The organism is Heliomicrobium sulfidophilum (assembly GCF_057715735.1).
On sequence record NZ_JBVTZZ010000004.1, the window covers coordinates 780825 to 796416 of the forward strand.

Annotated in this window: 15 protein-coding genes; 6 read left to right on the plus strand and 9 right to left on the minus strand. The window is 57.6% G+C overall.

Annotation, left to right across the window (positions count from 1 at the left end; genetic code table 11):
- Positions 1-211: 211 nt before the first annotated feature.
- Both meaB and AC0CW1_RS05410 read right to left on the minus strand, forming a co-directional pair.
- Entirely contained in the window at positions 212-1186 is a 975-nt protein-coding gene (meaB, locus tag AC0CW1_RS05405) for a methylmalonyl Co-A mutase-associated GTPase MeaB (protein ID WP_488182021.1), read from the minus strand.
- A gap of 261 nt (positions 1187-1447) precedes the next feature.
- Positions 1448-2419 (minus strand): hypothetical protein, encoded by a 972-nt coding sequence (locus tag AC0CW1_RS05410; protein ID WP_488182022.1) that lies wholly within the window; start codon positions 2417-2419, stop codon positions 1448-1450.
- Positions 2420-2576: 157 nt separating this feature from the next.
- Between AC0CW1_RS05410 and AC0CW1_RS05415 the strand changes: the two genes are divergently transcribed.
- From AC0CW1_RS05415 to AC0CW1_RS05430, 4 genes are all read left to right on the plus strand, one after another.
- The gene (locus AC0CW1_RS05415; RefSeq protein ID WP_488182023.1) at positions 2577-2972 is read left to right on the plus strand and encodes a rhodanese-like domain-containing protein; all 396 of its coding nucleotides are present in this window, start codon (positions 2577-2579) and stop codon (positions 2970-2972) included.
- Positions 2973-3048: 76 nt separating this feature from the next.
- Positions 3049-3879, plus strand: a complete 831-nt coding sequence (gene panB / locus AC0CW1_RS05420; RefSeq protein ID WP_488182024.1) for a 3-methyl-2-oxobutanoate hydroxymethyltransferase — start codon at positions 3049-3051, stop codon at positions 3877-3879.
- Positions 3879-4922 carry a ketopantoate reductase family protein gene (locus tag AC0CW1_RS05425; protein WP_488182025.1) on the plus strand — a complete coding sequence of 348 codons (1044 nt, stop codon included), beginning with the start codon at positions 3879-3881 and terminating at the stop codon, positions 4920-4922. The genes panB and AC0CW1_RS05425 overlap by 1 nt, the downstream gene beginning before the upstream one ends.
- Before the next feature lie 20 nt (positions 4923-4942).
- Positions 4943-5872: an L-lactate dehydrogenase gene (locus AC0CW1_RS05430; RefSeq protein WP_488182027.1), complete on the plus strand. Its 930-nt coding sequence runs from the start codon at positions 4943-4945 to the stop codon at positions 5870-5872.
- 125 nt (positions 5873-5997) lie between these two features.
- On the opposite strand, the gene AC0CW1_RS05435 is transcribed toward AC0CW1_RS05430, so the two are convergent.
- Positions 5998-6672 (minus strand): TerC family protein, encoded by a 675-nt coding sequence (locus tag AC0CW1_RS05435; RefSeq protein WP_488182028.1) that lies wholly within the window; start codon positions 6670-6672, stop codon positions 5998-6000.
- A gap of 80 nt (positions 6673-6752) precedes the next feature.
- Complete coding sequence (locus tag AC0CW1_RS05440) at positions 6753-7148, minus strand: TIGR04086 family membrane protein (protein WP_488182029.1); 396 nt, start codon at positions 7146-7148, stop codon at positions 6753-6755.
- Positions 7149-7334: 186 nt separating this feature from the next.
- Here AC0CW1_RS05440 and AC0CW1_RS05445 point away from each other — a divergent pair, with 186 nt between their 5' ends.
- A complete protein-coding gene (locus tag AC0CW1_RS05445; protein ID WP_488182030.1) occupies positions 7335-8744 on the plus strand; it encodes a TolB family protein in 1410 nt (469 codons plus the stop codon).
- Positions 8745-8814: 70 nt separating this feature from the next.
- Positions 8815-8967 carry a hypothetical protein gene (locus tag AC0CW1_RS05450; protein ID WP_488182031.1) on the plus strand — a complete coding sequence of 51 codons (153 nt, stop codon included), beginning with the start codon at positions 8815-8817 and terminating at the stop codon, positions 8965-8967.
- Positions 8968-9139: 172 nt separating this feature from the next.
- On the opposite strand, the gene AC0CW1_RS05455 is transcribed toward AC0CW1_RS05450, so the two are convergent.
- From AC0CW1_RS05455 to AC0CW1_RS05475, 5 genes are all read right to left on the minus strand, one after another.
- Entirely contained in the window at positions 9140-9691 is a 552-nt protein-coding gene (locus tag AC0CW1_RS05455; protein WP_488182032.1) for a 2-oxoacid:acceptor oxidoreductase family protein, read from the minus strand.
- Positions 9684-10511: a 2-oxoacid:ferredoxin oxidoreductase subunit beta gene (locus AC0CW1_RS05460; protein ID WP_488182033.1), complete on the minus strand. Its 828-nt coding sequence runs from the start codon at positions 10509-10511 to the stop codon at positions 9684-9686. Before AC0CW1_RS05460 ends, AC0CW1_RS05455 begins: the two co-directional genes overlap by 8 nt.
- Positions 10512-11648, minus strand: a complete 1137-nt coding sequence (locus tag AC0CW1_RS05465) for a 2-oxoacid:acceptor oxidoreductase subunit alpha (RefSeq protein WP_488182127.1) — start codon at positions 11646-11648, stop codon at positions 10512-10514.
- Between the two features lie 5 nt (positions 11649-11653).
- The gene (locus AC0CW1_RS05470) at positions 11654-11869 is read right to left on the minus strand and encodes a 4Fe-4S binding protein (RefSeq protein WP_488182034.1); all 216 of its coding nucleotides are present in this window, start codon (positions 11867-11869) and stop codon (positions 11654-11656) included.
- 294 nt (positions 11870-12163) lie between these two features.
- Positions 12164-15541: a hybrid sensor histidine kinase/response regulator gene (locus tag AC0CW1_RS05475; protein ID WP_488182035.1), complete on the minus strand. Its 3378-nt coding sequence runs from the start codon at positions 15539-15541 to the stop codon at positions 12164-12166.
- Positions 15542-15592: the final 51 nt, after the last annotated feature.

Here is a 15592-nt window from a genome sequence, read left to right on the forward strand (position 1 = left end):
CTTCCACCGCGCCACCCGACGACCTTTCAGCCAGGGGCTCATCCCCTGAGTCGCCTCTCTGCAGGGTATAAAACGGTGTACTCCTCCCCATCGTCGTTTTATCCGATGGATTTGCCCTTTATCTTAGGGATTTTGCCCCTCTTTGTCAAGCAAGCTGTCCATGAGAATCCGCCAATGGCGGTGATTCGGCCATTGGCGAAACAGGACGCCTTTATTCGCCTTGCCGATTTCCGGAGGCCAAACCGATGTCGAGCACCTGCTCCGCCGCCGTGTGCGGGTCAAGGGTGCGATGGATCACCTCATCGAGGATCCGATCCCACTCGCCTGTTTTCTCCACCTTATTCCGGATCAGGTCCTTGATGTGATGCTCGATCACTTCCCGCAGTTCCAGCTTGATCCGCTGTTTGCGTTCGTCGGCGAGCTTGCCTGACGTCTCCAAGTGATCGCGGTGCTTTTGGATGGCCGCCAGCAGTTGATCGATGCCGCTGTCGCGCATGGCCACCGTCCGGACAACAGGAGGACGCCATTCCTGAGCGCCGGGTCGCGTGCGGGCGCCCAGATCGAGCATAACCTCGATCTCAGTGACGACGCGGTCAGCCCCTTCCAGGTCAGCCTTGTTAACAGCGAAGACATCGGCGATCTCCATGATGCCCGCCTTGATGGCTTGAATCGAGTCGCCGGCGCCAGGGGTGAGCACGACGACCGTTGTGTCAGCAGCCGTCATGATCTCCAACTCAGACTGGCCGACGCCGACTGTTTCGACGATGATGTAGTCACAGCCAAAGACATCGAGAACCTTGAGGACCTCTTTGGTCGCCCGAGCGAGACCGCCCAAACTGCCCCGGGTACCCATGGAGCGGATGAAGACGTCCTTATCCATGTAGTGCTCATTCATGCGGATGCGGTCGCCGAGGATGGCGCCGCCGGTAAAAGGGCTCGTCGGATCGACAGCGATGACGCCGACCTTCTTGCCCTGCTTGCGCAAGCCTGAGATCAGGCGGTCGGTCAGGCTCGATTTGCCAGCGCCCGGCGACCCGGTAATCCCGACAATGTAGGCTTTGCCCGTATGGGGGTAGAGCGCCTTTAACAGTTCCTGTTTCTCGGGGCCCCCATTCTCCACGAGGGTGATCATCTTGGCCGCCACACGTCGCTCGCCGGCGAGCAAGGCAGGGATCTGGTCGATCATGAGTTCATGCACCACCTGTATGAATTTCGCCGAAAGGGGAACATCCGATGCCAGTCATATCCGGTGATTCTCCTACCTGTAGTAAGTCTTGCGTTTCAGAAGGTTTTTTGCTCACGATAGATCTTTTTCAGCGACAGATATTCTGCCTGATACAGCATGTGTTCGATGGGTATTCGTTCGCTCTTGACGAAATTCCTGCACAAGCCCATTTGTTCAAATATTCACAAACATCCAAGCTTAAGAAAGCGTATCGCCTCGCCGCTATTTCCACCACAGCGTGTAGACGCCGACCGTTACCAGGGCGGCACCCAGGAAAATCATGATGCCCATGCCGATGGTCATGGCGGCCCGCTTCCAGGAACTCTCCCTCGGGTACCCTCGGAACCGCGCCTCTGGCGGCGAATCCTTCAAGGGGTCACGGCCGCCGCGCAAGCGGTCGTTGGTGATGGCAGGCAATGCTGAGCCGGCAGCCGTATCATCGATGACAAGGACAGGTTTTCCTTTTTCTGCGGAGACATCCCCCTGCCCATCGGCAGGGGCGTACATGAGCCGCGCCGTGTCCTCGATAGGCCGGTCAAATCTCGACGCAACGCTGGTTGGCCCCCCCCCTTTTCGAACCATGGGATCATCGGCGCGAGCAAAGGGCTGAACGGCACCTTGGGCGGCTTGAGCGGCAACGGGGCTGGAAACAGCAGGATTTTTACCTGCCGGTGACGAACGAGGGTAGAGCGGAACCGGTTGGGTGCGGGCGGAACGAGTGACCTGAATCGCCTGCCAGTCTTCCGTGGCGACCATGGCGCCTTTACGCCAGCGGTAGAAGCCATGGGTGCCAGACTGGGGATCGACGACCCAGCCGATGTGCCAAGGGCGCGGGAAGTGTTCCTGCTGATTGGTCAGATCCTGTCCGGAGAAAAAGAGACCGCAGCCGCGATGGCTGTGCACCCAGCCGAGAACCTGCAGTTTGGGAGCCAGCTTGCGCAGGCGCTCCCATTCGTCCCAGTCAGCTTCAGAAAATTTAAGGCTCGTATGGACCGGTTCGGCATGCAGCGCCGGCAGAAAAGCATCCACCCGGATGAGCGCGCCCAGGATGCCTGATCGCTCCTGAAAAAAAACGTCGCCCAAGAGCAGCCCGCCTGCTTCATGATTGCATTTGCCTACATATTCTCCCACATCGATGAAAACCTTCTCTTGGATTTCAATCCGCAAATATTCGACATGAACTTCTTCATTCATCTCAATTCCTACCCCTTTCCCCGTAGCGTTATCATTATATCCCCGGATTTTCGACGATTCAATCCACCTGAGGGAGAAACTGGAGGAAATTGGGGCTTGTCGATAAATGATAATAGAACGGCAAGACCGAAAGACTAAGCAGACGGGGGGCTCAGCGATGGAATTCCTACAGCCGATCTTGACGGCAGCTTTCGCCGCCATCGCCCTTTGGCTGGCTGCTCGCTATCTTTTCGGCGGTAGCGCCGCAGACATCACCTATGACGAGGCGGCGCGCATCCTCGCCAAAGGGGAGCAATCGCTCCTGCTGGATGTGCGTACGGCGCGGGAACACCAAAAGCGCCGACCCGCCGGCGCCCTCAACATCCCGGTCCAAGAGCTCAAATTTCGCCTAGCCGAACTGGAGCCGCACCGGCAGAAACAGATCGTCGTCATCTGCGCTAGCGGCATACGCAGCCGGCTGGCTGTACAGACGCTCCAAAAACAGGGTTTCGCAGGTGTGAAAAACTTCCACGGCGGCATGGGCGGCTGGCGAGGAGAGATAGAAAGCGGCTGACCACCCTTAAGGGCGGCAGCGCATTTTGGCGCCAGCAACGGCGCCCATAGAGGAATATCAAACAGGAGGAATCGCTTTGGCCAAAAAGATCACCCTGCCCCAGCTTAAAGAGATGAAGAAGCAAGGCAAACGACTGCGCATGATCACCGCCTATGACTACCCTTTCGCGCGCCTTGTCGACGAGAGCGACATCGAGATCATCCTCGTCGGCGATTCTCTGGGGATGGTTGTCCTGGGTTATGACAGCACCGTCCCAGTCACCCTCGATGAGATGATTCACCACTGCAAGCCTGTTGTCCGCGGCGCCCCAAAAACCCTCATCGTGGCCGACATGCCCTTCGGCGCCTACAACATCTCAAAAGAGGACGCCATCCGCAACGCCAACCGCATGCTCAAGGAAGGCGGCATCGAAGCCGTCAAGGTCGAAGGAGGCGCGCGGTTGGCCCCGACGGTGAGCGCCCTCGTCGACGCCGGCATCCCCGTCATGGGCCATATCGGCCTTACCCCGCAAACGGCGGCCCAACTGGGTGGCTTCAAGGTTCAAGGAAAGACGGAGGAAGCGGCCCAGCAGATGCTGGAAGACGCCCTGGCCCTGGAAGCGGCCGGCGCTTTCAGCATCGTCATCGAATGCGTCCCAGCCGGTCTGGCCCGGACGATCACCAACAGCCTTTCCATTCCGACCATCGGCATCGGCGCCGGTCCTTTCTGCGATGGCCAGGTCCTCGTCATCCAGGACCTGCTCGGCATCTACGACCGCTTTGTGCCCAAGTTCGTCAAACAATACGCCCAGACCGCTCCCGTCATCCGAGACGCCCTCGCCGATTATGCCCGCGAGGTGGCCGATGGCATCTTCCCCGGTCCAGAGCACAGCTTCGGCATGGACGATGAGATGAAAGGGCTCTACTGATGCGCATCGCCGTCCTGGGCGCCGGGGCCATGGGCTGTCTCTACGGCGGCCTGCTGGCCCGTTCCGGCGCCGATGTGACACTCATCGACCGCAAGGCAGACCATGTGGCGCTTTTAAATCAGAGGGGTCTTCTCCTGGAAGGACTGCAAAAACCTAATGGACCGCACGGTTCCAACGGACCAGATGGCATAGATGGTTCGGTGGACCCTGAAAACTTTACGCCCATCCCTCTACGGGCAACTACACTCCCAGAAGAAGCCGGTCCGGCTGACCTGGTGATCATCCTCGTCAAGTCGACTGACACAGCCGCTGCTGCTGAAAAACTGGGGCCGCTCCTGGCCCCCCACACCGCCCTGCTCACCCTGCAAAACGGCTTAGGCAACGCCGAGATCCTTGCTGAACGATGGGGCGCCGAACGAGTGCTGGTGGGAACCAGTTCCTTCGGCGCTCTCTATGTCGGGCCTGGTCATGTCCGGCTGACGGGATGGGGACAAACCCACCTGGGAGAGCAAGAAGCCTTCCGCTCCTCCCCACTTGCATTTTCACTATCATCTCGTGTTAAAGCGATCGTGGAACGCTTCAACCGCGCCGGGCTGAATGCAACAGCCAGCGACAATGCAACGAGCCTCCTCTGGGACAAACTGCTCGTCAATGTGGGCATCAATGCCCTGACAGCCATCTCCGCTATCCCCAACGGCGAAATCCTAAAGTCGACTGCCTTGACGAGCCTGTTGGAGGCGGTTGTGACGGAAGCGGCCGCAGTGGCGATGGCAGTTGGTGTCACCATCCGCCCTGATCCCGTCGCCCAGGCGAAAGCGATTGCCGCTGCGACAGCGGCCAACCGCTCCAGTATGCTCCGAGATATGGAGTCGGGGCGAATCACCGAGATTGACGCCATCAACGGAGCGGTGGCGCGCTTAGGCCGCTGCTGTGGCGTCGCCACACCGGTCAACGAAACGCTCACCTTGCTGGTCAAAGGGATGACCGAGTTGCGAAGGATTGAAGCACATAAAGATGGCTCTAACCGGAACCGGGCATACTAAGTCCGAGGTGAACTTTTGCCATGGATGTTCGTGTCTCTATCATCGGAACAGGCCATGTGGGCGCCGCCACCGCTTTCGGCCTCCTCAGCGCCTCGACCGCTTCGGAACTGGTTCTTGTCGACATCAATAAAAAGAAAGCGGAAGGGGAAGCCATGGACCTCAGCCACGGCGTCTCCTTCGTCAGCCCCGTCGAAGTGGTTGCCGGCGATTACAGCGACTGCAAGGGATCGCGCATCGTCATTTTTACGGCCGGCGCCAATCAGAAACCGGGAGAAACGCGTTTGGACCTGGCTGAAAAAAACGCAACCATCCTCAAGCAAGCCATCCCTGAATTGATGAAGCACTGTCCTGACGCCATCCTGTTGATGGTGGCCAACCCTGTCGACATCCTGACCTACGTGGCCCTTAAAGTCAGCGGCTTGCCGCCGCGGCAAGTCATCGGTTCTGGCACCGTCCTCGACAGTTCCCGCCTTCGCTACACCCTCAGCCGCCATTTTGGTGTCGATGTGCGCAATGTGCACGCCTACATCGCCGGCGAACATGGCGACACAGAGGTGCCCCTCTGGAGCCTGGCCAACATCGCCGGCGCTGACCTGGAGCACATCGATTTCTTCGGCAAGGCGCCCCTTGATCGGCAGGCGCTCTTCGAAGAGACGAAGACAGCCGCCTACCACATCATTGAACGCAAGGGCGCCACCTACTATGCCATCGCCCTCGCTGTCCGTCGCATCTGTGAGGCCATCCTGCGCGATGAGCACTCGGTGCTGACGATTTCCAGCTTGATCGAAGGCCAATACGGGATGAACGACGTCTGTCTCAGCCTGCCCAGCCTCGTCAATGCCAGCGGCCGGGAAAGGATCCTCGACCTGCCCCTGAGCGACCATGAGGAAGGTTTGCTGCGCCACAGCGCCGGCGAACTGCGCAAGGTGCTCTCGGGGCTCGGATTCTAGCCGGTTTCCGTTAGGAAAAAAACACAAAAAATAGCAAGGCTGCTTCTTCGCGGGGCAGCCTTGCTTTTTTACACAACATCATCTTCGTCTCGACGGTGGAATTCAACGTTCCAGAAATATTTCCCTTATCTTCCATCAGCAGCGAAAGCCCTGTCTCTAATTCGTTTGCCGATGAGTATGACCATTGCCGTGATGAACAGAGGGACGACATACTCCGTTAACGGGACTTGCTGAATAATGGGGTCGATGCTCTTGTCATGGATGACCATTTTTCCTGCCGTCCAGGCAAGAATCCCTGAGCCGACATAGACCAGCCAGTTATGCCGTTTCAGCAGATTCGATAAAATGGTGCTTCCTGTTAAGACGATCGGTATACTCAAGATGAGTCCAAAAGCAAGCAAGTAAACATTCCCATGGGATGCTCCAGCTAAAGCAAGCACGTTGTCAAGACTCATCAATACATCTGCGCTGATGATGGTGAGCAGCGCTTTTTTGAAGTCATTCCCAACATTTGCAACCTCGTCCACTGTTTTCTCCGGATAAAGCAACTTCAGGGCGATCCACGCAAGGAGAATTCCCCCAATAAATTGAATGAGGGGGATTCGCAACAACAGCGCGACGATGAAGGTAAGCGTTACCCGTAGCCCCACAGCCAACGATGCTCCCCAGAAGATCGCTTTCTTCCGGTATGCCTCTGGCAGCGCTTTGGTCGCCATGGCGATGACCACCGCGTTGTCACCGCTAAGTACCAGATCAATGACGACAATATTGAAAACTCCTGCGACGAGTGTCCAGTCCATAGTCTCCTCCATGGTTATTCATTTCAGTACAGACATCGCTTCGTGAACTAGGTTGCGCTTGCCAGAACAGCCTTATTCCCCTACCGCCCCATTTGCACCCGGTTCGTTCCGCCCGTCGAGCGCGCGCCGAATAGGCCGCCTGCAGTGCCAACAGTCATGAGAGCAAAGGCGTCAGCGCCGGCAATCGCCAGTGAATAGGCGCCCGTGGAAGACCATAAAGCCATTAAGAAAAGAGCCAGCAACGTGCCTACGGTGAATCCTTGCAGCCAGCCATGGCGCCGGGCAACTCGAGCTGCCCGGTATCCGCCAAAAAAAGCTGCCGTCCCTAAAAGGAGAATGATCCAGGGACTTAAAAAATACACCGGCCCAGATAACCTCCCTATCAGGATGGCAGTCAGGACCACTCCGACAGCAAGAATGGCAGCCGCATGCAGCAGACCGGCCCAAAGCGGCTTCCAATGCCAAACTGAGGCCATCGTAATTTCACTCCTTCCCTTTCCTCCATCCGAGCCTTTCCCACTACACCTTATGAACAAGGGAAAGGAAAAAGGACAAGCGCTATAAGTTTCACTTTTTTCGGCAGGAATTCGGTAGCTTTTGTCTAATTCAGGTCTAGTCCAGACAGAATCTAAAATGTGGCCATCACCACCAGGAGGTCATCGATGAAACGCCTTAAACCAGGAATCCCTCTGATCGTCGCCCTGCTCGTCGTCATCTTCGCTGCTTACAACCTCGCCTCAAACAAACACTTCCCCCTGACCACCGCCGATAGCATCGTTCCTGGCCCGGACACCCAGTGGGTCGAAGCAAAGACCCTTCCTCCCCTGGACGGTCCGCCGGCCGGTTACCATCTCGTCGACCTGCGGGAAATCTGTGACCAGGCCCTCGCTTCCTACACGGTCCGCACACCGGGCTTGGGCGACGTCAAGCCCGCCCCGGAGAAGAAGCCCAGCGACTCAGCCGCGAAAGAAGAAGTCCAGTGGTCCAGCATCACCTTCAGCAACAAAAAAGAGCGCATGGCCTTCACCACACGCTCCAGTCTCTATGTAGTCAACATGAAATCGAAGCAGTCAATCCGCTTGCACCGTTTGACTGATGAGGAAGGGACTGAATTCTACCCGGCCATCGCCTGGAGTCCCGACGACAGCATGCTCACTTTTGGCACAGTCACTCGCCCGAAAGATAATGGCGCGTTGACGTACACTGTCAGCCTGGCCCGTGTGAATGACGGCGACGTGAAGAACATCCACCAGACGGACAAACGTCCCAACCTGCCCGTCTGGTCACCCGATGACAACTACGTCGCCCTCGACAATCCCCTTTTCATCTATGAGGTTAAGACGAACAACCGCACCCCTGTCGGCATGGGCGCCGACTTGCGTTCCCCGCGCTGGTCGCCTGACAGCAGCTACATCATTTTCAGTCAGTACACTTCGCCGGAGCGCTGCGAGATTTACCGCTACTCCCCGGAGACGCGGGAAATACTGCAGATGACCGACCTCGGCAAAACGGTCGCCCCGATGGCCTGGTTGAAGTACCCCTCAACAATCATCATGGAGACGGAAGCGACGGCCAACGGAAATGACACAGGTCGTCACCATGTCGGGGAAGTGCGCCCCCACTCGGAGAGCAGCATCCGTTGGCTCACCAGCTTTGACAGCGCCGAATCCAACCGGTTTCTCTGCGCCTCGCCCAACGAACGGCTGATCATCATGCGCCAGTACAAACCAGCAGCAAGCGCAGCGGCGTCCGGAACGGCAACGAAACTCCAGAACAGCTTCGACCTGATCGCCGTCAACCGCGAGATCACATCCTTTTTCGGCTGGCGCCGGGTCAAGCTCCATAGCCTCCCCGCCGACACGCGCCTGACCTACGCCTGGAACCGGGACGGCAAGCTTTTCTACATGATCGACGTTAAACCGGAAGGCGCTTCAACGGGAGAAGCCCCGAAATACGAGCTCTATATCTTCGATTTTGATCAGATGACCCGGCAAAAGGTGTGGGACTCAACGACGCCCTTGCGCTTGGTCGCCGTTGACGGGTACAATACGATCTATTACTGCCCTTACTGATTCGGAGTTCCACCAATCTACACGTAGGAAACGCTGTTTCTGGGGCATCCTATCCCCGGGAGGTGACCGCATGCACCACTGTTCAGGCTTCCGGAAGATGCACGCCAACGCGGCCCATTTCGCTGTTGTCGCTTATATCGGACTGGTCGCCTGGTTTATCCGGGAACTGCGGACCATCACCGACGCCGTCGTCGACATCCGTGAGGCGCTCCGGCGCCGGTGACCCTCCTCCGCTTTGGCTTGCCGTCACCGGCGGCCAAAGCGGTCCAAGCGCAAAAAAGCCCTGAACCGCCTCATTATTTGGGCAGGTACAGGGCTTTTTTACTCTCCTTTTTCACGCTTTGCCTTTATGCCTGAAGCGTTAAGGTTCGGATCGATAACTTGGGATGAGGAAATTAGGCGGCGTTCAAAACCTCTTCAATCGCCTGAAAGCCGACGGCAATCGCCTTTTTGTTCATCTCCTCAGTCCCTTTCGGGATACGGGAAAGGACAGCCTTTTCCAGGGCCTCCCGCGATACGACGCCGGTCAGACCGACGATGACGGCGAGCGCAACGATATTGGCCACCACTTCGCGCCCCACTTCCTGGCGGGCCAGGCGGCTGATGTCGACGCGGTAAACTTTTCCCTTGACAGGTTCACAGTTCTTGATATAGGTGCTGTCGAGGATGACGATACCATCTTCCTTGACCTCATCGATATACTTCTTAGCCGCTTCCGGGCTCATGGCCAGCAACAGGTCAGCATCCTTGACCTTCATATAGTCAATCCGTTCGCTGGAAATGATGACCTCGGCTTTGGAGGAACCCCCACGGGACTCGGGACCATAGCTCTGGGATTGAACGGCGTTCTTCCCATCAAGGATGGCCGCTTCGGCCAGAATGATCCCGCCGGTGATCAGACCTTGACCGCCGGTGCCGCCCAGTCGGATTTCCCAACTATCACGCATTGCTGTTGGCCTCCTTGAATCTGTTGATGATTTTTTCGTACTGCTCCGTATACTCTGGAGCCGGTACGTGGTGGAGGATACCGGTAAGGATTTTGCCTTCCTTTTTTTCCGGGGGCAGCCGGTCGGCCACCTCCTTGGAGAGACAATGGTCCTTCTGCCACTTGAGCATATCGGCGGCGCTGCCCTGCTTGTTCTTGCGGCCGTAGTAGATGGGGCAGGCAGCGAGAGCCTCCACGAAGGAAAACCCTTTGTTGGCGATGCCGGCGTGGATGATGTCGGTCAACTGGCGGGTGTGGAAGGAATTGCCGCGGGCCACATAGGTGGCACCAGCGCCGATGGCCAGATTGCAGATATCGAAGGGGCGCTCGATATTACCATACGGAGCAGTAGTTCCTTTTGAGCCCGTGGGGCTCATCGGCGAGTACTGGCCGCCAGTCATGCCGTAAATGTTGTTGTTGAAGAGGATTACATTAAGGTCGATGTTCCGCCGGGCGGCGTGGATGAAATGGTTGCCGCCGATGGAGGTACAGTCGCCATCGCCGGTGATAACGAAGACGTTCAATGCCGGGTTGGCCACTTTAACTCCGGTGGCGAAGGCAATGGCGCGACCGTGGGTGGTGTGGAGCGTGTCGAAGTTTAAGTAGCCTGTCGCTCGGGAGGAGCAACCGATGCCGGAAACGATGACCGTTTTATCCTGGTCGAGGTCGGCCTTTTGGATGGCCTCCACGATCGATTTGACAATGATGCCGTTAGAGCAGCCGGGACACCAGATATGAGGGAGCCGGTTGGTGCGGAAATACTGTTCGATTTCGGCAAACACTTATAGTACCTCCTCAACCTTCTCCCGGATAGTGTCGGGAGCGATCATTTCTCCGTCAGCCCGGCAAACGCCATAGACGGGTACCTGCCCTTCCACGGCGCTTTTGACCACATCCAGCACCTGGCCGAGGTTCATTTCCGCTACGATGATGGCCCGGGCGCCTTCAGCGACACGCCGGACAGCATCCACCGGGAAAGGCCAGAGAGTGATCAGGCGCAGGAGGCCAACCTGCAACCCTTGGGCGCGCGCTTCCCGCACGACGCGAGCCGCTGAACGGGACACACAGCCGTAAGCAATGATGACGATATCCGCGTCTTCTGTGTCGGTCTCTTCCACCATAACGATTTCGTCGAGACCGCGGTCCACCTTGCGGTGCAACCGCTCCAGGTGGGCGCCGACGACGGAAGAACTGTTGGAGGGGAACCCCGTCTCGTCGTGGAGTAAGCCGGTCACATGGAACCGGTATCCTTCCCCGAAGTTGGCCATGGGGGGCACCAGTGTATCATCAACAGGGGCATAGGCAACATACTGCCCGGGCGGAAGGTCGGTCTTTTTCCGATCCAACACCTCTAATTCGCCGGGGTCCGGAATGACCATCCGCTCTCGCATGTGACCGATGACCTCATCGAGCATGAACAGGACGGGGATGCGAAACCGTTCGGACAGGTTAAAGGCCGTCACGGTGAGGTCAAAACACTCCTGCACCGAATTGGGGCAGAGGGCGATGACAGGGTGGTCGCCGTGGGTTCCCCAGCGGGCTTGCATCACGTCGCCCTGGGAGGGCGCCGTCGGTCCGCCGGTGGAAGGACCGAGTCGCTGCACATCGACGACGACGCAAGGGACCTCGGCGAGGATGCCGTAGCCCAGGTTTTCCTGCTTGAGGGAAAAACCGGGGCCGGAGGTGGCCGTCATGGACTTCACACCGGTCAGTGCCCCGCCGATGATAGCGGCCATGCTTGCGATCTCATCTTCCATCTGGATGAAACGACCTCCCACCTGGGGCAGCCGTTCCGCCAAAATCTCCGCGATTTCAGTCGACGGGGTGATGGGATAACCAGCGTAGAATCGGAGGCCGGCGTAGATGGCGCCTTCGGCGCAGGCTTGGTTGCCTTGCATCAAGCGGGCCTTGTTGGGCATGATGGTCAACTTCTCTTCCCCCCTACGACGGAAATAACGAAATCGGGACAATGGTTTTCGCAGATCTTGCACTTGGTGCATTTTTTCGGCTGAAGGACGGTGACTTTGCCCAGTTCATCAGCGCCCAGCACCTTGCTGGGACAAAGGCTGTAACAGATCCCACAGGCCTTGCACCAGGCAAGATGGATCTCGAGGGGCGACTGTTCGACGGCCGATGACATTGCATCACCTCATAAATTACTGCTAAAGCAATTTCTTGCTTTGTAAACTTTTCCTAGACAATTCAGAATTTTTAGTCCTGCCTCGTAGACTCATTGTAGTCGATGGCGCGAAGGACTGTCAATTTAAGTGAAACTAAATATTTTCTCGTTTCCACCAGAAAATACTTAAAAGAAAAAAACACTACAAGGGTTCTGCCTACAGCAACCTTATCGACTTAAGGAAATCACCTTTTGTCGATTAAGAAAAAAAAAGACTGCCCCCTATGGCGGTAAAGCAGTCGTTAAGGAGATATGTTATTGAATGGAATCTATTTTTCCCCTATACACCTCATTCCGAGGGGGCATCCATTGTGTCAGGATCTCCTGCAGTTTGTCAGGACGGATCGGCTTCGACGTATAGTCGTCCATGCCTGCTTCAAGACAGCGCTCCCGGTCCCCCTGCATGGCGTTGGCTGTGATGGCGATGATCGGCAGATGGCGCCCGCTGCCGGCCTCCCAGCGACGGATGGCCCGGGTCGCCTCGTATCCGTCCATATCGGGCATCTGGCAATCCATCAACACCAGCGAATAGGATTGGCGCATAACGGCCTGGACAGCCTCACGGCCGGTGGATACACAATGTCCCTGATAGCCGAGGCGCTTTAACAGCAAAAGAGCCAGTTTTTGATTGGACCGGTTGTCCTCGACGACGAGGATTTCACCCTTTTCACCAACCGATGGCAAAGCACCGGCGGCGCTGTCCCTTGGCGCCTTGTCCGCCTTCGGCATCAAAGCGCCGTCCTTTGCTGGCATTGGCTCGACTTGCGACCCTTCCGGCACTTCTGAGGCGGGTTGCCGCCCTTCCTCAGCGGCGAGACGGGCCAGGCAGGCAGCCAACTGGGCCGATTTCACTGGCTTGATCAGATAGGCGGAGAAGCCGGCCCGCAAGGCGGCCTCGCCCCACTCTCTACCGTCGATGGCGATGAGCAGGATGAATTTCCCTTCCCTGTTGCGAGAGGCCAATTCCGTCAGTTTACTGTTGGGCAGTGAATCGTCGATGATGATGAACTCGAAAGGCGACTCATCCTCAACGGCCTCATCCATCAGGCGTGCCGCCTCGTCCTCATTGCCGGCATGTCGACATCGGAGACCCCAGGCTTCGCCATAGCGGGACAAGGTGGCGCTGATTCCGCCGTCAGCGAGGATGAGCAACCTTTTTTCAGCGATGCCGGCCGGAAACTTTGCCGGTTCTCCCTTCACCGTGAAAGGGACAGAAAACCAAAAGGTGGACCCGTGCCCAAACTCGCTCTCCACCCCGATCTCGCCCCCCATCAGATCGACGATGCGACGGGAGATGGAGAGACCGAGCCCTGTGCCGCCATACTTGCGCGTTGTCGACCCGTCGGCCTGGGTGAAGGGCTGAAAAAGACGCTGCCTGGCCACCGGCGATAGACCGATGCCGGTGTCAATCACTTCAAAACGCAGGCGTAAAGGATTTCTCCCTGGCGAAGGCTCGCCCTCTCTCTTTCTTCCGTCGATGCTTTCTCCAGAATCTATCCGTTCCACATCAGGAGAATCGTCCGGCCTGATCAGGATCGTCACGCCGCCCCTTTCGGTAAACTTGACCGCATTGCCGCCCAGGTTGAGCAGGACCTGGCGCAACCGCCCCTCATCTCCCCATAAGACAGGAGGGATGTGGGGATCGATGAAAGTGCTTAAGGCCAGACCCTTTTTGCACGCGCCGACGGCCAGGATGTCGGCGATGCTTTCCACCATGCCGGCGAGATGAAAATCCGTTTCATCGAGGGTCAGCTTCCCGGCTTCCATCTTGGAGAAGTCGAGGATATCGTTGATGATCCGGAGCAACCCCTCGGCAGATTCGCGAACGATGACAGCATAATCCCGCTGCTGCGCATCGAGGTTCGTTTCCAACAAAACTTCGTTCATCCCGAGGATGGCGTTCATGGGGGTGCGGATTTCATGGCTCATGTTGGCGACAAATTCCGATTTAAGCCGTGACGCCTCCAGGGCCTGGTCGCGCGTTCGCGCCAGTTCATCTTCTGCCCGCTTGCGCTCGATGAACCCGCCGATCCCCGCGGCCATAGCCGTCAAAATTGTCTTGTCATAGTCCGTCCAGAGGCGCTCACGGCTGCAGTCGTCAAAACCAATGAAGCCCCAGCAGCTTCCGCCGGCGAAGATGGGCACAGCCAAAAAAGACTGAATGCCCTGTCGGGCGAGGACTTCTTCTTCGGCCTCAGAAAAGGTCCGGCTTGTTCCGCTCACCGGCTGTTCTGCGCAAAAGGCGGCATGCCAGCCTTGCAGGCCATGCTCTTCATAGGAAAAATTTTGCATCGCCGGATTGTCGATCTGGGGCGATACTGACCCGCTTGTCCACTCGAAACGTTGGCTGATCGCCCAGTCCCCACGCCATGGATGACGGTGGTGTTCAAAGATGTAGATGCGATCCACTCCGGCCGCCTGTCCCAGGCTGGCAAGGGCCGCCTCGATGGCCTGGTGGTACTCGCTGACTGTCAAGAGCCGCTGGGAACCTTCGGCGACCCCTTGCACGAGTATCCCCTGTTCCCGCAGCTTTTCCGCTGACCGGCGGGCCGACCACAATGCCTTGAAAAAGATATGGACGACCCAGAACAAGGCCAGGGTGGTGATGATCGCCACCATGCGATAGCCGGCGATAGTCAGCCGCCACTCGCGGTCGCTGACGTCCATGCCGTAGACGGCCACTACCCGATCCGTTGCCGGCTCGCGGACGACGGCGTGACCGGATACCCAGGTGCCCCAGGCATCGGAAATCGGCCCTTCAACGAAGGCCTCGCCGGTGGCAAAGATGGCTTGCAGTTCCGGTGACGCTTCGTCATAGCTCTGCCCGGGCGACGAGTAGTCCTCGGAATCTTCCGGTTCAGAATCGAGATAGAAAAAAATGCCTTCTTTGCTCTGCCCCAAAAGATAGACAAAACGGACGTCCTCGTTCGCCGCCCGCATGGCCGTGAGCCGCTCCCGCAGACGAAGGTAGTCGGGGTTGTCCAAATCTGCGCCTGTGGCCGAGAGACGGGTGACGATTTCACCGTCGATGGCTGCTGCCGATGTTTTCGCCCGCGTTAATAGACTCTGTTGGGCATGGTTTTCACCAGCGCCGCCGATCAATTCCGTAGCGCCCCATCCGATCAGAAGCAACAGGAAGAAGGCCCCCAGAGGACGCCACCAGACGTCTTTGGCAGCCATCGGCAAATTGCGGCGCTGTCGCTCATCAATCAACCAGGCATAACGCCAGAGGAAGATGACCGTTCCCATAGCCGGCAGCGTTTGCAAGGCCGCTACGGGCACACCGGCGATCGAGATCGGCGCTAGCAGATCCCCTTCATTTCCGGAAAAAAATGTTACCAACGCTGCAGCGGCTAAAAGGGCTTGCAGGGCTAAGCCGACGACAACCCCGGACTGGGTTGCAGCGATTTGCCGTTCACTTCGCCGGGACCGCTTCAAGACCCATGCGGCAGTCGCCCATGCAAATAAACCGAAACCGTAACGGGCCATCGCGTCGATGCCGGCCAGACCGAATGTAATGCCGACTACTGCGAAAGCAGCCGACAATAGGGCCAATACCAGGATCTCGACGGCCCCCTTTAACCTGGACAGGCCGCTTCTCGCAAAAAAGACAAGCGAGAAAAAGGCCGTCATGTGCAATAACGACCGTACAATGGCAAGAACCTTTCCGTCGCCAAAGTCCCA